Below are 18,215 nucleotides of genomic sequence, written 5' to 3'. Positions count from 1 at the left end.
TCCCCTAGTCTCGCAGGGCGGCGCGGGCGTCGACGAACGCGTCCACAGCCCGGTTCACATCATCGGACGAATGGGCCGCCGAGAGCTGGACGCGGATGCGGGCCTGGCCCTGCGGAACGACGGGGTACGAGAAGCCGATCACGTACACGCCGCGCTCCAGGAGCAGCTCCGCCATCCGACCGGCCTCGGACGCGTCGCCGATCATGACGGGCGCGATGGCGTGGTCGCCGGGGAGGATGTCGAAGCCCTCCGCCGTCATGCGGGTCCGGAACAGCTCGGTGTTGGCGCGCAGCCGCTCGCGCAGGTCGCCGGCCGACTCCAGCAGGTCGAGGACCTTGAGCGAGGCGGCCGCGATGACCGGGGCGAGGGTGTTGGAGAAGAGGTACGGGCGGGAGCGCTGGCGCAGCAGGGCGACGATCTCGGCGCGGGCGGCGACGTAACCGCCGGACGCGCCGCCGAGGGCCTTGCCGAGGGTGCCGGTGATGATGTCGACGCGGTCCATGACGCCGTGCAGCTCGGGGGTGCCGCGGCCGCCGGGGCCGACGAAGCCGACGGCGTGCGAGTCGTCGACCATCACCATGGCGTCGTAGCGCTCCGCGAGGTCGCAGATCTCGTCGAGCGGGGCGACGTAGCCGTCCATCGAGAACACGCCGTCGGTGACGATCAGCTTGCGGCGGGCGCCGCCCTCCGTGGCCTCCTTGAGCTGCTGCTCCAGGTCGGCCATGTCGCGGTTGGCGTAGCGGAAGCGGCGGGCCTTGGAGAGGCGGATGCCGTCGATGATGGAGGCGTGGTTGAGGGCGTCGGAGATGACGGCGTCCTCGGAGCCGAGGAGCGTCTCGAACACGCCGCCGTTGGCGTCGAAGCAGGAGGAGTAGAGGATCGTGTCCTCCTGGCCGAGGAAGGAGGACAGTCGCGCCTCCAGCTCCTTGTGCACCTCCTGCGTACCGCAGATGAACCGCACGGACGCCATGCCGTAGCCCCAGCGGTCGAGCGCCTCGTGGGCGGAGGCGATCACCTCGGGGTGGTCGGCGAGGCCGAGGTAGTTGTTGGCACAGAAGTTGAGCACCTCACCGGGCTGCCCACCGGCGGTGACGGCGACGGTGGCGGACTGGGGGGTGCCGATGACGCGCTCGGGCTTGTGCAGCCCTGCGGCGCGGATCTCGTCGAGGGTGGTACGGAGGTCGTCGCGTACGGAGTCGAACATGGTGGGTTCCTTTGAGGAGATCAGCCGAGTGAGGAGATCAGCCGAGGGAGATCAGCCGAGGGAGATCAGCCGAGGGAGATCAGCCGAGAGGAGGTCGGACGCGTGAGGGGCGGACGCGTGGAGATCAGACGGTCCAGTCGAGGATGATCTTGCCGCCCTTGCCGGACGCGGCGTCGTCGAAGGCGGCCTCGAAGTCGGTGTACGCGTAACGGCCGGTGATCACCGGGGCGAGGTCGAGCCCACCCTCCAGGAGGACGGACATGGCGTACCAGGTCTCGAACATCTCGCGGCCGTAGATGCCCTTGATGGTGATCATGGAGGTGACGATCTTCGCCCAGTCGACGGAGAAGTCCTCGCTGGGCAGACCCAGCATCGCGATCTTGCCGCCGTTGGTCATGTTCGCGACCATGTCGCGCATCGCGTGCGGGTTGCCGGACATCTCCAGGCCGACGTCGAAGCCCTCCTTGAGGCCCAGCGTGCGCTGGCCGTCGGCGATCGTCTGCTCGGCGACGTTGAGGGCGAGCGAGACGCCCGCCTTGCGGGCCAGGTCGAGGCGCTCCTCGCTCACGTCCGTGATGACCACGTTGCGCGCGCCGGCGTGCTTGGCGACCGCGGCCGCCATGATGCCGATCGGGCCCGCGCCCGTGACGAGGACGTCCTCGCCGACCAGCGGGAAGGACAGCGCGGTGTGCACGGCGTTGCCGAACGGGTCGAAGATCGCGGCGACGTCGAGGTCGACGGGGACGCGGTGGACCCACACGTTCGAGGCCGGCAGGGCGACGTACTCGGCGAACGCGCCGTCGCGGCCGACGCCGAGGCCGACGGTGGCGCGGCACAGGTGACGGCGGCCGGCCAGACAGTTGCGGCACTTGCCGCAGACGAGGTGGCCCTCGCCGCTGACCAGGTCGCCGACGGCGATGTCCACGACGTCACGGCCGGTCTCGACGACCTCGCCGACGAACTCGTGGCCGAGGGTCAGCGGCGTGGCGATGGTCTTCTGGGCCCAGCCGTCCCAGGACCGGATGTGGAGGTCCGTACCGCAGATTCCGGTGCGCTTGACCTTGATCAGTACGTCTCCGCTGCCGATCTCCGGCTCCGGCACGTCCGTCAGCCAGAGTCCCGGCTCCGCCTTCTGCTTGACCAGCGCCTTCAATGCCATGGCTCCTGACGTACGTGTCCTGTGACCTACGGGGTTCGGGCACGATTTCGCGCCCAAGATCCTTGAAGAGAATCTTCCGTATGACGTGCATCGGGGTCCATCGAGGTTTTCTTAAGCGCTGCCACAGGTGAGCTTCACGCCACTGGCGGGACCTCTAGTTACGTCAACGTCTGAGCGCCGCCATCGCCGCGTTGTGGCCGGGGATCCCGCTCACTCCACCGCCCCTTACGGCGCCCGCGCCGCAGAGCAGGACGTTGGCGTGCGCGGTCTCCACGCCCCAGCGGCCGGTGCCTTCTTCCCCGTAGGGGAAGGAGAGGTCGCTGTGGAAGATGTGACCGCCGGGCAGCCGCAGATCGCGTTCGAGGTCGAGCGGGGTCTTCGCCTCGATGCAGGGCCGGCCCTCGGCGTCGAGGGCGAGGCAGTCGGCGATCGGCTCGTCCAGGACGGCGTCGAGCTCGGCCAGGGTCGCCTTGAGGAGCGTGGAGCGGGCGGTGTCGTTGTCGGCGGCGAACAGCCGGGCGGGGGTGTGCAGGCCGAAGAGCGTGAGGGTCTGGTAGCCGCGCTCGGCGAGGTCGGGGCCGAGGATGCTCGGGTCGGTCAGCGAGTGGCAGTAGATCTCGGAGGGCGGCGCGCTCGGCAGCCGGCCGGCGGCGGCTTCGGCGAACGCGGTCGCCAACTGCCCGTACCCCTCCGCGATGTGGAAGGTGCCGGCGAAGGCCTCGCGCGGGTCGACGGAGCGGTCGCGCAGCCGGGGCAGCCGGGTGAGCAGCATGTTGACCTTGAGCTGGGCTCCTTCGGCGGGCGGTGGGGGTGTGTCGCCGAGCAGGCCGGCGAGGGCCTGCGGGGAGGCGTTCACCAGGACCTGCTCTGCCGCGACCACGCCTTCGCCGTCCGCCGTGCGGTAGGTGATCTCGGCGCGGGTGCCGTCGGTCTCGATCCGGGTGGCCTCGTGCCCGGTGCGGATCTCCGCGCCCGCGGTGCGGGCCGCGTCCGCGAGGGCGTCGGTGAGGGCGCCCATGCCTCCGACGGGGACGTCCCAGTCCCCCGTGCCGCCGCCGATGACGTGGTAGAGGAAGCAGCGGTTCTGGAGCAGGCCGGGATCGTGGGCGTCGGCGAAGGTGCCGATGAGCGCGTCGGTGAGGACGACTCCGCGGACGAGGTCGTCGGTGAAGCTCTCCTCCACCGCGACGCCGATGGGCTGCTCGAAGAGCATCCGCCAGGCGGTCTCGTCGGCCACGCGGGCGCGGAGCTCCTCGCGGGTGGGCAGCGGCTCCGTGAGGGTGGGGAAGACACGCTCGGCCACCTCTCCCGTACGGCCGTAGAACGCCTGCCACGCCTCGTACTCCCGGTCGGAGCCGGTGAGCGCCGCGAAGGAGGCACGGGTCCGGTCGGGGCCGCCGCCGACGAGCAGCCCGCCGTCGCCCTTCGGGGTGTACGAGGAGATGGACCGTTTCCGTACGGAGAAGCGGAGTCCCAGCTCGCGCACGATCTTCCGCGGCAGGAGCGAGACCAGATAGGAGTACCGGGAGAGCCGGGCGTCGACCCCGTCGAAGGGCCGCGTGGACACGGCTGCGCCACCGGTGGTGCCGAGCCGTTCCAGGACGAGGACGGTGCGTCCGGCGCGGGCCAGGTAAGCGGCGGCGACGAGTCCGTTGTGGCCACCGCCGACGATGACGGCGTCGTACGAGCGCTGTGGGGTCATGTCTCTTGCTAACACGCGAAGATCGCCTGCGGAACCCCGCATTCACCCCGCGGTCGGGGTGAAGGCGAGTTCCCTTTCGAATCCGGACAACAGCGCGTCGAGTGCGAAGGCGAAGCGCGCCTGGGCCGCGTCCTCGCCCGCCTCCCTGGCGGCGCCGACCAGCAACGGGTACGCCTCCGGGTCCAACGCGGCCATGCTGCCGGTCCCGCCGACGTCGCCCGCCTGCGCGGCGGCGTGCCCGACGACGAAACTGGTCAGCGAGTAGAGGACGTCCAGGGTTCTGGGCAGGGGGAAGCCCGCCTCGTACAGCATCCCCACCACGGCCTCCAGCGTCCGCAGATTGCGGGGGGTCATGGCGGGCCGGGACAGCAGCAGCGGCACGGCGTGCGGATGCGCGCCGAGCGCGGCGATCAGCGCGTGGGCGTAGGCGCTCAGGTCGTCCCGCCAGGTGGCAGCGCCGAACTCCGGGGGTACGGCCTCGGCGACGACCTGCTCGATCACCCCGTCCAGCAGGGCGATCTTGTTCGGCACATGGTGGTAGAGGGTCATCGCCTCCACGCCCAGTTCGGCGCCGAGCCGCCGCATCGACAGGGCCTTCAGCCCTTCCCTGTCGACGAGTTGCAGGGCCGCCTCCAGCACGGCCTGCCGAGTGAGCCCCGCACGCTGCCCGCGAGCCCTGTTGGCCGCCATGGCGCCTCACCTTCCGCACCGGATGTCTCACGATCCGATTGACGATTCTTACGGCGTAAGTATAACGTCCGTCGGCGCAGCCTTACATCGTAAGAATCCCTGGGTGCCCAGCGGCCGACGAGAACGAGAGGGCGATGACCACCACCGAACTCGCCGAGGCGAGGAATCAGTCCCCACGACCACCGGATGACGCCGGTCCCGCGAAGCAGCAGCACCCGGAGGGGCAGGGCGTGGCAGGGCTGCTACGGCCGTACGTGGCGGGCTTCGCCGCCGTGATCGTCCTGCAGGTCGTCGGCGCGGTGGCGGGGCTGGCGCCGCTGCTCGCGGTCGTCGAGCTGGCCCGCGCCCTGCTCGCGCCCGGCACGGTCGACCATGGCCATGTCTGGTTCGTCGTGGTCGCGGGCGCGGTCGGCCTTTTCATCAAGTTGCTGTTGACGGCCGCCGCGGCGGGAATCGGGCATCTGCTCGACGGTCGGGTGCAGTTGGCGTTACGCCGGCAGCTGGCAGCGCGGCTCGGTCGGGTGCCGATCGGCTGGCTCTCCCGGCGCCGCAGCGGTGAGCTGGCCAAGCTGGTGGGCGAGGACGTCGGCGCCGTGCACCCGTTCATCGCCCACACTCCGGGCGAGCTGGCCTCGGCCTTCGTCGTGCCGCTGGTGTCGCTGGTCTACCTGTTCACCGTCGACTGGCGGCTGACGCTGATCACCCTGATTCCGGTGGTCGCGGCGGTATCGCTGGTGCCGCTGATGATGACCCCGGCCCGGCTGCGCGAACAGGCCGACTTCGACGCGGCGATGGCGCGGATAGCGAGCTCCGTCGTGGAGTTCGTCCAGGGCATCGCCGTGGTCAAGGCCTTCGGCGGGGGCGAGCGCGCCCACCGCGAGTTCCGTGTCGCTGCCGACGACTTCGTCGCCGTCTTCCGCCGCTGGGTGCACGGAATCTCCCCGATCGCCGCGGGGATGCAGCTGGCGCTCTCGCCCCCGTTCGTGCTGCTGGCCGTGCTGATCGGCGGCGCGGGGCTGATCAGCAGCGGAGGGATGGCCCCGGCCGATCTGCTGCCGTTCCTGCTCCTCGGCCTCGGACTGACCGCCCCGGTGGCGGCGCTCGGGCACGGCTTCGACGAGCTGCAGGCCGCCCGCCGCGCGGTCGGCCGGATCCGCGACGTGCTCGCCGTGCCGCCGCTGCCGGAGCCGGCGAACCCCGTCGCGCCGCACGGCCACCGGGTGGAGCTGCGCGGCGTCCGCTTCGCCTACGAACCCGGCCGCGACGTGCTGCGCGGGATCGACCTCACGCTGGAGCCGGGGACGGTCACCGCGCTCGTCGGACCGTCGGGAAGCGGCAAGTCCACACTGGTCCAACTGCTGCCACGGTTCGTCGACCCGACGAGAGGTTCGGTCCGCCTGGGCGGCGTCGACCTGCGCGAGCTGGGCAGCCGGGAGCTGTACCGACAGGTGTCCTTCGTCTTCCAGGACGTCCGCCTGCTGCGCGCCTCGGTCGCGGACAACATCGCGCTGGCGGTGCCGGACGCCGGTCCGGACGACGTGGTGCGCGCCGCCCGGCTGGCGAACGTCCACGACCGCATTCTCGAACTGCCGCGCGGATACGAGACGGTGATCGGCGAGGACGCCCGGCTGTCGGGCGGTGAGGCCCAACGGGTCGCGCTCGCCCGCGCGCTGCTGGCCGACACCCCCGTCCTGGTGCTCGACGAGGCGACATCCTTCGCCGACCCGCACACCGAGCAGGCGGTGCGCCGCGCCCTGGACACGCTGCGGGGCGACCGGACGGTCCTGGTCATCGCGCATCGTCTGGAGACCGTCGTCGGCGCCGACGTCGTCGCGGTCCTGGAGGACGGAGTGATCGTCGAGCACGGCAGGCCCGCGGAACTACTCGACGCGGATGGCAAGTTCGCCGCGCTGTGGCGCTCCCGGCAGGCGACGGGCTCCGCAGAAGGGGGTGAGCGGCTGTGACGACGCACCGCCCGACCGATCCACCGGAGTCGTGTCCGCGGACCCGCATCGAACAGCAAGGAGACGACCCCCGATGATCCGTATGCTGCTGCGCGTACTGGGCCACCAGTACTCCCGCCCGATGCGCCGCACCCTCGCCCTGATGACGACGACCGCGGTCGTCGAGGGTCTGTCGTACGCCCTGCTGGCGCCCGTGCTGCACGCGCTGCTCGGGGGCACACCGGACCATGCCTGGCCCTGGCTGGGCGCGTTCGGGGCCGCGCTTGCGGCCTATGCGGTGCTGCGCTACCTCAGCGACCTGTCGGGGTTCCGTGTCGGCACCGCGCTGCTGCGCGGCGTGTACCACCGCCTCGGCGACCATCTGGCCCGGCTGCCACTCGGCTGGTACGGCGCGGCCCGGGTGGGAGAACTGTCCGTCCTGGCCGGTCACGGCGTTCTGCAGGCGATGAGCGTGATCGCGCACCTGCTGGCGCCGTTCGTCTCCGCGGCCGTGACGCCCCTGACGATCGTCGCGGTGATCCTCTCCCTCGACTGGCAGTTGGGCCTGGCCGCGCTGACCGCCGTCCCTGTCGTGACGGCGATCCAGCTGCTGACCGGACGTTCGACGGCGGCCGAGGACGCGGAACGCGCCACGCGCGACCGCGAAGCCACCGGCAGGGTCGTCGAATACATCCAGGCCCAACCGGTACTGCGCGCCGGCGGCCGGACCGCCGAACGGTTCCGGCTGCTCGACGACGCCCTGCGGCAGGTCCAGCGCGCCTCCCGCCGTTCGACGCTGTCGACGCTGCCCGGTGCGTTGGGCCTGACTCTGACGGTGCAGGCGGTGTTCACCGCGGTGCTGGTCCTGGGCGCGTACCAAGCGCTCGGTGGGGACGTCGGAGCGGCGGGGTTGCTGACGATCCTGGTGCTGGCCGCCCGCTGCGCGGATCCGCTGCTGTCGCTGGCCGACCTCGGCGGCAAACTGCGCGCCGCGCGCGGCGAACTGGCCAGGCTCGACGCGGTGCTGCGCACCGAACCGCTGCCGCAGGCCCCCGACCCGGTCGAACCGGTCGGCCACGGGGTGGAGTTGGAGTCGGTCGCCCTCCGGCACGACGGGCACACGGTGTTCGACAACCTGTCCCTGTCCGTCCCCGAGGGGCAGCGGCTGGCCGTGGTGGGGCCGTCAGGGGCGGGCAAGAGCACCCTGTTGCAGTTGCTCGCGCGGTTCTACGACGTGGACGCCGGCGCCGTGCGCGTCGGCGGTGCGGACGTGCGCGCGATCGGCACCGAGGCGCTGATGGCGCGGTTCGCCATCGTCTTCCAGGACGTCTATCTCTTCGACGGCACGATCGAGGACAACGTGCGCCTGGGCCGCCCCGACGCCACCGTCGCCGAGGTGCGGGCAGCGGCGGCCGCGGCGCGTCTGGACCAGGTGGTCGAGCGCCTGCCCGACGGATGGGCGACCACCGTCGGCGAGGGCGGCGCCCGGCTGTCGGGCGGCGAGCGCCAGCGTGTCTCGATCGCCCGGGCGCTCTTGAAGGACGCGCCGATCGTGCTGCTGGACGAGGTCACCTCCGCGCTGGACCCCGTCAACGAGGCGGCCGTCCACGCCGGCATCGAGCGCCTGATGGCGGGTCGGACCGTGGTGATGGTGGCCCACCGGTTGCGCACCGTCCGACACGCCGACCGCATCGTCTTCCTCGACGCCGGCAGGATCGTCGAAGAAGGCGGCCACGACGAACTACTGCGCCGCGGGAGCCGCTACGCCGATTTCTGGAACCTGTCCCTGGCGCCCGCGGCGACGAGGCCGACGACGCCGGACAGGCCCTAGGGCCTGTTCCTCTCCCCCTCGGCGCGGCGGAGGGAGGCCACGCGGCGGTAGAGATCGACGGCCTCCGCGTGGTGGCCGAGCTGTTCCAGGCAGTGGGCCTCGTCGTGGCGGCTGGCCAGGGTGTCGGGGTGGTCGGCGCCGAGGACCCGCTCGCGGGCGTCGGCGACCTGGCGGTAGACGGCGAGCGCGTCCGACCAGCGGGCGAGCCAGCCGAGGCCGACGGCGATCTCCCGGCGGCTGACGAGGGTGTCGGGGTGGTCTCCGCCGAGGACCCGCTCGCGGATCGCGCACACGTCCCGGGCCTCCTCCACGGCCTCCTCCCAGCGGGAGAGGCGGCCCAGGTTGACGCCGAGACCGTGGCGGGCGCGCAGCGTCTCGGGGTCGTCGGGGCCGTGCACACGGGTGCGGGCGTCGACCAGGTCGCGGTAGAGCTCCAGGGCCTCGGCGCTCCGGCCGAGCCGGCCCAGACAGATGCCGACCTCGTAGCGGGCCGCGAGCGTGTCGGGATGGTCGGGGCCCAGGACGGCGCCGCGTGCGGATGCGACGTCCCTGTACGTGGCGAGTGCCTCCGGCCAGCGGTCCAACTGCCCGAGGGTGTACGCCACTTCGTAGCGCGTCACGAGCGTGTCGGGGTGCTCGTCGCCGAGCAGCCGGGTGCGTGCCTCGGCCACCTCTCGGGCCATCCGGTACGACTCGTCCAGGCGTCCGAGCCGGCCCAGGTTGAACGCCAGGTTGTGGCGGCAGCGCAGGGTGTCGGGGTGGTCCGGGCCCATCGTGCGCTCGCGGGAGGCGAGCACCGCCGCGTACACCTGGTGCGCCTCGAAGTGCCGTCCGAGGCGGCCGAGTACGTACGCCGTCTCCTGGCGTGCGGCCAGGGTGTCGGCGTGGTCGGGGCCGAGGACCCGCTCGCGGGCCTCGGTGACCCGGGCGAACGCGCGCAGGGCGTCGGCCGGGCGCCCCAGTCTGCTGAGCGTGAAGCCGACTTCGTACCGGCTGGTGAGGGTGTCGGGGTGGTCGGGGCCGAGGACCCGCTCGCGGTCCTCGGCGACGGAGCTGTGCACGTCCGCCGCCTCCTCCCAGCGGCCGAGCCGCCCGAGGCTGAGGCCGGCCTTGTGCCGGCTGGCGAGCACGGCGAGGAGTTCGGGCGGCGGTGTGGCCCGCTCCACGCGGGCGGCGGGCTGCTGGGGGAGGGCCCGGACCGGCGACGTCCACTCCCCCGTGAGCCCGGCGGTCGGGTCGTGCGCCACGGTCCGCAGTGCGAGGGATCCCGCGGTGGCCCGGTGGCCGCTGGTCATCCGCCTGGCCCAGGAGGGGAGCCGGGCCGGGGCCGGCTCCCGTACCCGTACGTGGCCGAAGACCCGGTCCGGAGCAGCCGGACCGATCGAACCGGCCGGACCGGTCCGGGCCGAGACGATACGGCGGCGCAGGTCGGTCGCGTCGGTGGGCCGTTCCTCCGGCGTCTTGGCGAGCAGGTCGAGGACGATCCGGTCCAGGTAGTCGGGGAGTTCGGCGCGGTGGGTCCGCAGCGGCTCGGGCGGGGTGTCGCGGTGGCCGACGAGGATGGCCCACGCGTCGTCGAGGTCGAAGGGCGGGGCTCCGGTGGCGATCTCGTACAGCACGCAGCCCAGCGAGTACAGGTCGCTGCGGTGGTCGACCTCGCCGCCGCTGATCTGCTCGGGCGACATGTAGTGCGGGGTGCCCATCGCGATGCCGGTGCCGGTGAGCCGGGAGGTGAAGCCGATGTCGGCGCCGAGGCGCGCTATCCCGAAGTCGCAGATCTTCACTGCGCCGTCGCCGAGCCGCATGATGTTGGCCGGCTTGAGGTCGCGGTGCACGATCCCCTGGCGGTGGGTGTAGGCGAGCGCGTCGGCGACCTGCTCGGCGATGTCGACGACGTCCTGCACCGGCAGCGGGTGCTGCTTGTTCTCCTCCAGGAGCTGGCTGAGGTTGTGGCCCTCCAGGAGCTCCATGACGAGGAAGAGAACTCCCTCGGACTCGCCGAAGTCGTGGACGACGGTGACGCCGCGGTGCTGGAGCGAGGCGGCGACGCGCGCCTCGCGCCGGAACCGCTCCCGCAGCACCGTCACGAAGTTCGCGTCCTGCTGAGGTCCCAGCGGCTTGAGGCATTTGACCGCGACGCGGCGGCCGAGCGACTCGTCGGTGGCGCGCCACACCTCGCCCATGCCCCCGCGTCCGATCACGTCGTGCAGCCGGTACCGGCCCTGGATCAGCCTGGTTTCCCCCATCGCGTGCTGTCGCCCCCGTCGATTCGCTGCGCCCTCCCCGGCCCGTCCAGTATGGCCGTCTGGCTGCGGAGTTTGTACGGGGCGGGGCGCGTGGCGGGGCCCAGACGGGCCATCGCGTTCAAGATGTGACCTGGGGGAAGCCGCCACCGCAGCCGGGCCGGGATGCAGCGCAGCAGATTGCCCACCGCGGTGAGCTGATACGTGACGGTGTCCGTCGGCGGTGCGGGGCGGCCGTACAGCGCGTGGGCGTAAGGGGGCAGTGAGTTGTACGCGAGTGCGGCCACGCGCCGCCAGACGATCTCGCGCGCCGGGCGCAGCGCGGGTTGGATCGGAGGACGGCGGAGGAACGCGTCGACGGTGTGCGCGTCCTCGCCGACGGCGAGCCGGGGCCGTACGGCGTCGAAGTAGTCGGCGAGTTCGCCGGCGGTGGCGGGCACATCGCGTGGGTCGAGCCCGACGAGCCGGGCGGACACCCGGTGTTCGTCGATGTAGCGGTCGGCCTGGGCGTCGGTGAGGGGGACGCCGGACCGGCGGACGACGGAGAGGTACGAGTCGACCTCGGCGCAGTGCACCCAGAGGAGGAGTTCGGGGTCGTCGACCCCGAGGAGCCGGTGGATCTTCCGCACGCGGGCGCCGGCTGCCTCGGCGGCGTCGGTCGTGCCGTAGCTGATCGTGCCCACGAAGCTCGCCGTCCGCAGGAGCCGGCCCCAGGCGTCCTTCCTGAAGTCGCTGTTGATCATGACGCCGCGCACCGCGACGGGATGCAGCGCCTGTAGATAGAGGGCGCGGACGCCCGCGATCCACATCACCGGGTCGCCGTGCAGGTGCCAGGTGACGGAGTCGGGGCCGAAGAGCCCGGGGTCGGCGTCCTGCCTCATGCCGGTCAGGCTACGCCGGACGCCGCCACCGGCGCCGGTGCTTCACCGCTCTTCGGCTGTCGTGACGACGCGCGTGGTCGGCGTTCCGGCCAGGGCCGAGGACCCAGGTGTGGGTGGACCACACCTGGGCCGCGCACCGCGGAGGGATCGGCGATCCGGCGTTCTCAGCCGTGGAGCTCGGGATCGTCGGTCCAGGTGAGGGACTGGATGAGCCACTCGCCGGAGGCGTCGGTGGCGAGCTCGACGTGCCGGCGCCCCCACCCGGCGAAGGGCACGCCGTCGCGGACGCCGTGCTTGTGGAGCAGCGAGCTGCGCAGCGCCCGACCTGCGGTGACCATGGTCGAGAACGAGACCTCGAACTCGTGGAACTCGGTCAACTCAGGGCCGTTCAGCGGAGTGTGACGTGCCGCCAGGTAGTCGTCGACCCCCATGCGGTCGACACCGCCGTCCTCCCGTACGCGCTCGATCACGGCGTCGGGCGCGAGGACCGCGCGGGCGGCTTCCAGGCCGACCGGCTCTCCGGCCCGGCGGGTGAACGCGGAGTGGAACGTGGCGACCGCCCTGTCGACGGCCCGCTCCTCGGCCGAGGGCGGCGGGGTCCGTCGCCACTCGCCGGCCAGCACCGCGAACACCGAGTCGCTGCACCAGGCGCCCTTGAGGAAGGTGCCGTCGCGCAGGACGGACTCGTGGCGCATGCCGATGCGCCGCATCAGGGCAGCGGACGCGACGTTGCGCACGTCGCAGATCCCGATCACGCGGTGCCAGCCGAAGTGGTCGAAGGCGATGTCGAGTCCCGCCGTGACCGCCTCGGTGGCGATGCCGGTGCCGTGCACGTCCGGGTGGAAGGCGAACCCGATCTGGCCGGTGGCCGGTTCGTCGGGTTCCCGCCGGAGGAACACCTCGCCGACGACCCGGCCCGACTCGTTCTCCACGGCCATGCCGAACCAGTCGCCGGGAGTGGCGAGCGCCTCCCCGGCCATCAGGCGAGCCAGCGTCTGCCGGGTCACCTCCCTGGTGTGCGGCTCGTGCGGCAGGTAGAGCGCGACCTCGGGCAACGAGCGGTGGGCGTAGATCGCTTCGAGGTCGTCCGCGCGCACGGGTCGCAGACGCAGCCGCTTCGTCCGAACCGGGTACTCCGGATGCGTCGGGGCGCCGAGGGTTGTCGGGTCGGTCGGGTCGGACATCGAATCTCCGTTCGCGCGGTGGACCCGCACAATATGACGCATCACGACCCGCCCGAGCGATCGTGTTCTTTCAGACCCGGCGCAGGACATGGAGCAGGTACTCCTTCCTGTTCAGCGGGTTGTGGTCCGTACGGGCCCGGGTCGGGGCGGGGCCGGCGACCGGGCGGTAGTGGGAGAAGGAGCTCTCCAGGAGGCCTTCCCCCTGGGTGAGCGAGGGCAGGCGTTGCTGCAGGTCGTGCACGCGGGCCGCCGGGATGTCGCCCTCCAGGGCGAGGGAGCGGCCGTGCTGGGTCGTCGCGCCCGGCAGTGCGCCGAGCCGGGTCAGGAGGGGCAGCATCGTGTCGAGGGTCTCCTCGGGGAGCTCCAGCCGGAACCGGTGGACCGGTTCGTGCACCCGCGTCCCGGCGTCGAGCAGGGCGCTCATCAGGACGAGTGGGGTCAGGTTGCGGAAGTCCCCCGCGGTGCTCGACATGCTCTTGTCGAAGGTGCCGTGGGCGTGACTCTGGCGGGCGAGGTAGCGGGAGCGGGTCAGGGTGACGGTGCAGTCGGGGATACGCCAGCCGTGGACGCCCTGGCGGAGCGTCGCGTCGACGGTCTCGCGGACGGCCTTGAGGAAGGCGAGCGGGAGCGAGCCGAGTTCGATGCCGAGGCGGAACTCCACGCCGGCGCCGTCCGGTGCCGGTTCGACCCGCAGTCCGATCGCGGCGAGGAAGGGGTTGGCGCTCTCGCCGATCGCCTCGAACGCCGAACCGGTGCCGGTCAGTCGCTCGATGCAGAGCGTGGTGGTCTCACGGAAGGCGACACCGATGCCGTAGTCGTCGGCGAGGGTCGCCTGGATCACCTCCTTCTGCACCTCGCCGTAGAGCGAGATGTGGGTCTCCTGCCGGAGTTCGTCGCGGCGGAGGTCGATCAGCGGATCCTGCTCGGCGAGTTGGGTGAGGGCGACATGGAGTCGTCCTCGGTCGGAAGCCCGCTCGGGAACGACGACCGTCTCCAGGGTCGGCGGGGAGAAGTGGCCTTGTGCGTCCTCGTGGATCGGGGCGGGCGCTCCCGGGGCGCTGATGGTGTCCCCGATACGGATGCCGGTGAGGCCGCGCAGTCGCGCGATCCGGCCGGCGGACACCGCGTCGCGACCGACCGCGGCACCACGGTCGAAGACGTCGAGGGCGGTGACCTTTCCCTCGGCCGACCGGTCGTCGGCCTTCCCCCGGCCGAACCGCACGGTCTCCCGGGTCCGTACGGTCCCGGAGAGCATGCGGACGTACGCGATCCGCTCGCCGGCCGTGCCGCGTTCCATCTTGAAGACCGTGCCGAGGAGCGGCCCTTCACCGTCTCCCCGGACGGCGGGCAGGAACTCCCTGACGCCCGCCATCAGGCTCGTCACTCCCGCGCCGGTCGTGACGGAGCCGAAGAAGACGGGGTGGGCCAGCACGTGCGCGGTCTGGTGCGCGAGTTCCGCCCTCAGCCGCTCGTACGGGATGGGCTGCGGGTTCTCCAGGCAGTGGGCGAGAAACGCGTCGTCCTGCGTGGTGAGGAGGTCGAGCAGCCCGGCGGTGAAGGTGCTGTCGGTCTCGCCGGAGGGCAGGAAGGCGGCCGTGCTCGTGCCCTGGGAACGCGTCGAACCCATGGGGACGACGGCGGGGGTGAGCTTCTCCCTGATGGCGCGGAGGGTGCCGTCGTGGTCGGCGCCACGGCGGTCGATCTTGTTGACGAAGATCAGGGTCGGAATGCGCAGCCGCCTCAACGTCCGCATCAGGACACGGGTCTGCGCCTGAACGCCTTCGACGGCGGACACGACGAGCACCGCCCCGTCCAGCACGCTCAGGACGCGCTCCACCTCGGCGATGAAGTCCGGGTGACCGGGGGTGTCGATCAGATTGACGGTGACGTCGTCGACGGCGAAGGACACGACGGCGGATTTGATCGTGATTCCGCGCTGTCGTTCCAGGTCCAGGGAATCGGTCTGCGTACTCCCCGCGTCGACGCTGCCGATCTCGTCGATGACGCCGGCGGTGTGCAGCAGCCGCTCGGTGAGACTGGTCTTGCCCGCGTCAATGTGCGCGAGAATGCCCAGGTTCAGGGTCTTCGGGTCGAGCGATGAGCTCATCAAGCCTCAGGTCCTCTTCGTGGATGGTGACTCCTTCCTCGTGGGCGGGCTTGGCAGGCACGCGCATGGTGGTACTCCTTGCCGATGTGTGCGGTTCTCGGGCCGTGACGCGCGCGACGCTACCCCGGGGGCGCCGGGCGGTCATGTCGTTTTCCTCCTCGCCACCGAGGGACAGGTCACCGGCACCCCATGTCACCTGCGACTTCGAGGACGAGGCCGGCTGCGGCTTCGAGCACGACCCGATCACCTGGGTGACAGCCTCTGTTCACCTGCGCTCCACCCAACCCTCCCGCGTGTCCATGAACATCTGTGTCTCGGGCCGGCGGTGTACGGCGGCCGTCCATCCGTGTGGCCCCTAGGGAGATCAGCGTGCGAAACCAACCTGCGTCGCAGGATGGCCGGTGGAAGAGGGCGGCGGTTCTGGCCCTCGGGGCAGGGCTGCTGGTCAGCTGCGGAGCGGGGGGCACGAGCGACGAGGCGAAGCCGGCCGTCTCGGCGGCCGTGCCCGACATCGAGTGCCCGGCCGGCGGCGGCCAGGTGCGTGGCTCGGGGTCGAGCGCCCAGCAGAACGCGATGAAGCGGTGGATGCAGCAGTACCAGTTGGCATGCGGCGAGGTCCGACTCGCTTACAACCCCCTCGGGTCGGGCGCCGGAGTCGCTCAGTTCCAGAGGGGCGCCACCAATTTCGGCGGGACCGACCAGGCCCTGACGAGTGAGGACCGGAGCGTCCCCGAGGATGTCTGCCGCGGAGGACGGGCCATCGACCTTCCCATGGTCGGCGGACCGATAGCCATCGGCTTCAACATCCCCGGCGTGACCGACCTGGTGCTCGACGCTCCGACCCTGGCCCGCATCCTCGACGCGCGGATCACGAAGTGGAACCACCCGGCGATCCAACGGCTCAACCCGGACGTGAAGCTGCCGGACCTCCCCGTGGTCCCCGTGCATCGCGCGGACGACTCCGGCACCACCCAGAACCTCAACGCCTACCTCAAGGGTGCGGCCGGCGACCGATGGCCGTACCCGGCAGACAAGAAGTGGCAGGCGAGAGGCGGTCATTCGGCCAACGGATCGGACGCGGTCTCCACCGCGGTCACGCAGACCGAGGGCGCCATCGGCTACTTCGAGCTGTCGTTCGCGGTGAAGCGGAAGATCGACACCGTGGCCATCGCGACGGGCGCGGCCGAACCGGTGGCGCCGAGCACGAAGAGCGCCTCGGCCGGCATCGCCGCCGCGAAGGTGGCGGGCGAGGGCAAGGACCTGCGGCTGAAGTTCGACTACAAGACCTCCGCCGAGGGGGCGTACCCCCTCGTCCTGGTGACGTACGAGATCGTGTGCGACACCGGAAACAAGCCGGAGAGCCTGCCGGCGCTGAAGTCCTTCCTCGCCTACACGGCCAGCGAGGAGGGACAGCAGGAGCTGCACTCCATCCACTACGCGCCGCTGCCCGACTCCGTCGCGGCGCAGGTGCGCGAGGTCATCAGCACGTTGTCGTGACCGTGCCGCCCCTTCGCCGCAGGTCGGTGGAGGGGCCCCGGTCCGTCAGTCCTTGGGCCGGGCGAAGACGACCGCCACCATCGCGAGGCCCACGACCGCGCCGATCAGCTGCACGCCGACGAAGCCCGGGACGGAGGCGGGGGCGATGCCGGCGAAGGTGTCGGTGAAGGCGCGGCCGATGGTCACCGCCGGGTTCGCGAAGGAGGTGGAGGAGGTGAACCAGTAGGCGGCGCCGATGTACGAGGCGACCGCGACGGGGGCGAACCGCAGCCGGTCGGTACGGGCCAGGCCGAAGATCAGCAGGATCAGACCGGCCGTCGCCACGACCTCGCCGAGGAGCAGGTTCCCTGCCGAGCGGTCGTGGGTGGACCACTTCACCAGCGGCTCGCCGAACATCGCGTCCGCGAGCACCGCGCCCGCGATCGCGCCCAGGATCTGGGCGGGGACGTACGCGCCGAGCTCGCGGGCGTTCACGCCGGCGCCGCCACGGCGGGCGGTCCACCATTCGGCCAGCGTGACGGCAGGGTTGAAGTGCGCGCCGGAGACGGGGCCGAGGAGGGCGATCAGGACGCCGAGGCCGAAGACCGTGGCGGTGGAGTTGGCGAGCAGCTGCAGCGCGACATCGTCCGTGAGCCGGGTCGCCTGGATACCGGACCCGACGACGATCGCGACCAGTGCGGCGGTGCCGATGAGCTCGGCGGCGGCGCGGGCGGCGAGCGGGGTACGGGGCGGGGTGGCGCCGGGCGCGGGCTGCGGCGACGTGTCGGCGGCTATGGCGTCGCTCGCGGCGGGCTCGGTGACGGTCACGGGCAGGTTCTCCTCGGGCAGGTGAAACGAGAGACTACGGGCAGGCTCTCTTGGTGTCGGCGTTGGCGCGCGCGGTCTCGGCCAGGGCGGCGAACTGACCGGCGAGCGCTTCGATGACGTCCGGCCTGAGCCGGTAGTAGGTGAACCGGCCGCAGGGCTCGGTGTCCACGACCCCAGCCTCGCGCAGCACTCTCAGGTGATTGGAGAGGTTGGTCTGCCTGGCACCAGTCTCCTCCACGAGGTGGGTGGTGCAGAGCGTCTCGCGGGCGAGCAGGGTCACGATCCGGAGGCGCAGGGGATCACCCAGAACCCGGATCAGATCAGCATCGACTGACGTCATCATGGACTGATACTGTCACATCATCTGACGCTGATGCCAGACCGACGGCGTCTGCCCCCCAGTCCTTCCCGTCCCTGCCGCAAGGAAGAAACGATGACCACCGCTCCGCTCGCGTCCGTGCTCTTCGTCTGTGTGCACAACGCCGGCCGCTCGCAGATGGCCGCCGGTTTCCTGCACCATCTGGCAGGCGACCGCATCGAGGTCCGGTCCGCCGGTTCCGTCCCGGGCGACCAGGTCAACCCGGCCGCCGTCGAGGCGATGCGGGAGGCCGGCGTCGACATCTCCGACCAGAGGCCGAAGGTGCTCACCACCGAGGCCGTCCAGGCGTCCGACTACGTCATCACCATGGGCTGCGGCGACGCCTGCCCGATCTTCCCCGGCAAGAAGTACCTGGACTGGGCCCTGGAGGACCCGGCCGGCCAGGGCGTGGAGGCGGTCCGCCCGATCCGCGACGAGATCAAGGGCCTCATCGAGGGCCTCATCGCGGAGATCGACGCGACGCGGGGCGCGTAACCGGCCTCGGCCCGTCGCCGGAACGGCGACGTCAGGGAGGCAGCGCAGCTCCGACCACCGCGCCCTCGGCCACACCACCGCGCGCCTTCCCCCGCCGCAACCGTCACCGTGCGA

General features: G+C 71.6%; 14 protein-coding genes. 4 read left to right on the top strand and 10 right to left on the bottom strand.

Annotation, left to right across the window (positions count from 1 at the left end; genetic code table 11):
• Nucleotides 1–4: 4 nt before the first annotated feature.
• From ABZ939_RS25715 to ABZ939_RS25700, 4 genes are all read right to left on the bottom strand, one after another.
• Nucleotides 5–1,204, bottom strand: coding sequence for a glycine C-acetyltransferase (locus ABZ939_RS25715; protein WP_361859579.1), 1,200 nt, complete (start codon nt 1,202–1,204; stop codon nt 5–7).
• Between the two features lie 124 nt (nt 1,205–1,328).
• Nucleotides 1,329–2,357 (bottom strand): L-threonine 3-dehydrogenase, encoded by a 1,029-nt coding sequence (gene tdh / locus ABZ939_RS25710; protein WP_361859691.1) that lies wholly within the window; start codon nt 2,355–2,357, stop codon nt 1,329–1,331.
• 169 nt (nt 2,358–2,526) lie between these two features.
• The gene (locus ABZ939_RS25705; protein WP_361859577.1) at nt 2,527–4,065 is read right to left on the bottom strand and encodes an NAD(P)/FAD-dependent oxidoreductase; all 1,539 of its coding nucleotides are present in this window, start codon (nt 4,063–4,065) and stop codon (nt 2,527–2,529) included.
• Nucleotides 4,066–4,107: 42 nt separating this feature from the next.
• The gene (locus ABZ939_RS25700; RefSeq protein ID WP_361859575.1) at nt 4,108–4,755 is read right to left on the bottom strand and encodes a TetR/AcrR family transcriptional regulator C-terminal domain-containing protein; all 648 of its coding nucleotides are present in this window, start codon (nt 4,753–4,755) and stop codon (nt 4,108–4,110) included.
• A 134-nt stretch (nt 4,756–4,889) separates the two neighbouring features.
• Between ABZ939_RS25700 and ABZ939_RS25695 the strand changes: the two genes are divergently transcribed.
• Together ABZ939_RS25695 and ABZ939_RS25690 are read left to right on the top strand one after the other, a co-directional pair.
• A complete protein-coding gene (locus ABZ939_RS25695) occupies nt 4,890–6,719 on the top strand; it encodes an ABC transporter ATP-binding protein (protein ID WP_361859572.1) in 1,830 nt (609 codons plus the stop codon).
• A 73-nt stretch (nt 6,720–6,792) separates the two neighbouring features.
• Nucleotides 6,793–8,529, top strand: a complete 1,737-nt coding sequence (locus ABZ939_RS25690; protein WP_361859569.1) for an ABC transporter ATP-binding protein — start codon at nt 6,793–6,795, stop codon at nt 8,527–8,529.
• Here ABZ939_RS25690 and ABZ939_RS25685 read toward each other — a convergent pair.
• The 4 genes from ABZ939_RS25685 to ABZ939_RS25670 all read right to left on the bottom strand — a co-directional run bounded on the left by ABZ939_RS25685 (nt 8,526) and on the right by ABZ939_RS25670 (nt 14,944).
• Nucleotides 8,526–10,775: a serine/threonine-protein kinase gene (locus tag ABZ939_RS25685; protein WP_361859566.1), complete on the bottom strand. Its 2,250-nt coding sequence runs from the start codon at nt 10,773–10,775 to the stop codon at nt 8,526–8,528. The genes ABZ939_RS25690 and ABZ939_RS25685 overlap by 4 nt on opposite strands.
• Nucleotides 10,757–11,653 (bottom strand): oxygenase MpaB family protein, encoded by an 897-nt coding sequence (locus tag ABZ939_RS25680; RefSeq protein WP_361859563.1) that lies wholly within the window; start codon nt 11,651–11,653, stop codon nt 10,757–10,759. The genes ABZ939_RS25685 and ABZ939_RS25680 overlap by 19 nt, the downstream gene beginning before the upstream one ends.
• A gap of 164 nt (nt 11,654–11,817) precedes the next feature.
• Entirely contained in the window at nt 11,818–12,837 is a 1,020-nt protein-coding gene (locus ABZ939_RS25675; RefSeq protein WP_361859560.1) for a GNAT family protein, read from the bottom strand.
• Nucleotides 12,838–12,907: 70 nt separating this feature from the next.
• Nucleotides 12,908–14,944: a translation factor GTPase family protein gene (locus tag ABZ939_RS25670; protein ID WP_361859557.1), complete on the bottom strand. Its 2,037-nt coding sequence runs from the start codon at nt 14,942–14,944 to the stop codon at nt 12,908–12,910.
• A 369-nt stretch (nt 14,945–15,313) separates the two neighbouring features.
• Between ABZ939_RS25670 and pstS the strand changes: the two genes are divergently transcribed.
• Complete coding sequence (gene pstS, locus ABZ939_RS25665; protein ID WP_361859554.1) at nt 15,314–16,441, top strand: phosphate ABC transporter substrate-binding protein PstS; 1,128 nt, start codon at nt 15,314–15,316, stop codon at nt 16,439–16,441.
• Nucleotides 16,442–16,486: 45 nt separating this feature from the next.
• On the opposite strand, the gene ABZ939_RS25660 is transcribed toward pstS, so the two are convergent.
• Both ABZ939_RS25660 and ABZ939_RS25655 read right to left on the bottom strand, forming a co-directional pair.
• Entirely contained in the window at nt 16,487–17,248 is a 762-nt protein-coding gene (locus ABZ939_RS25660) for an MIP/aquaporin family protein (protein ID WP_361859552.1), read from the bottom strand.
• Between the two features lie 34 nt (nt 17,249–17,282).
• Complete coding sequence (locus ABZ939_RS25655) at nt 17,283–17,591, bottom strand: metalloregulator ArsR/SmtB family transcription factor (RefSeq protein WP_361859550.1); 309 nt, start codon at nt 17,589–17,591, stop codon at nt 17,283–17,285.
• 90 nt (nt 17,592–17,681) lie between these two features.
• Here ABZ939_RS25655 and ABZ939_RS25650 point away from each other — a divergent pair, with 90 nt between their 5' ends.
• Entirely contained in the window at nt 17,682–18,101 is a 420-nt protein-coding gene (locus ABZ939_RS25650) for an arsenate reductase ArsC (RefSeq protein ID WP_361859547.1), read from the top strand.
• Nucleotides 18,102–18,215: the final 114 nt, after the last annotated feature.

Origin of the sequence: Streptomyces sp. NPDC046712 (genome assembly GCF_040645695.1) — a bacterium.
Classification (GTDB): Bacteria; Actinomycetota; Actinomycetes; order Streptomycetales; family Streptomycetaceae; genus Streptomyces.
Note: the sequence above shows the minus strand (reverse complement) of the source record. Positions and strands in the feature narration are given on the sequence as shown.

What these genes read in the sequence shown, in the direction of transcription:
- ABZ939_RS25670 (WP_361859557.1), bottom strand. Translation starts at nt 14,944, where the DNA reads ATGAGCTCATCGCTCGACCCGAAGACCCTGAACCTGGGCATTCTCGCG.
- ABZ939_RS25690 (WP_361859569.1), top strand. Translation starts at nt 6,793, where the DNA reads ATGATCCGTATGCTGCTGCGCGTACTGGGCCACCAGTACTCCCGCCCG.
- ABZ939_RS25695 (WP_361859572.1), top strand. Translation starts at nt 4,890, where the DNA reads ATGACCACCACCGAACTCGCCGAGGCGAGGAATCAGTCCCCACGACCA.
- ABZ939_RS25655 (WP_361859550.1), bottom strand. Translation starts at nt 17,591, where the DNA reads ATGATGACGTCAGTCGATGCTGATCTGATCCGGGTTCTGGGTGATCCC.
- ABZ939_RS25705 (WP_361859577.1), bottom strand. Translation starts at nt 4,065, where the DNA reads ATGACCCCACAGCGCTCGTACGACGCCGTCATCGTCGGCGGTGGCCAC.
- ABZ939_RS25650 (WP_361859547.1), top strand. Translation starts at nt 17,682, where the DNA reads ATGACCACCGCTCCGCTCGCGTCCGTGCTCTTCGTCTGTGTGCACAAC.
- ABZ939_RS25685 (WP_361859566.1), bottom strand. Translation starts at nt 10,775, where the DNA reads ATGGGGGAAACCAGGCTGATCCAGGGCCGGTACCGGCTGCACGACGTG.
- ABZ939_RS25715 (WP_361859579.1), bottom strand. Translation starts at nt 1,204, where the DNA reads ATGTTCGACTCCGTACGCGACGACCTCCGTACCACCCTCGACGAGATC.
- ABZ939_RS25700 (WP_361859575.1), bottom strand. Translation starts at nt 4,755, where the DNA reads ATGGCGGCCAACAGGGCTCGCGGGCAGCGTGCGGGGCTCACTCGGCAG.
- ABZ939_RS25675 (WP_361859560.1), bottom strand. Translation starts at nt 12,837, where the DNA reads ATGTCCGACCCGACCGACCCGACAACCCTCGGCGCCCCGACGCATCCG.
- ABZ939_RS25680 (WP_361859563.1), bottom strand. Translation starts at nt 11,653, where the DNA reads ATGAGGCAGGACGCCGACCCCGGGCTCTTCGGCCCCGACTCCGTCACC.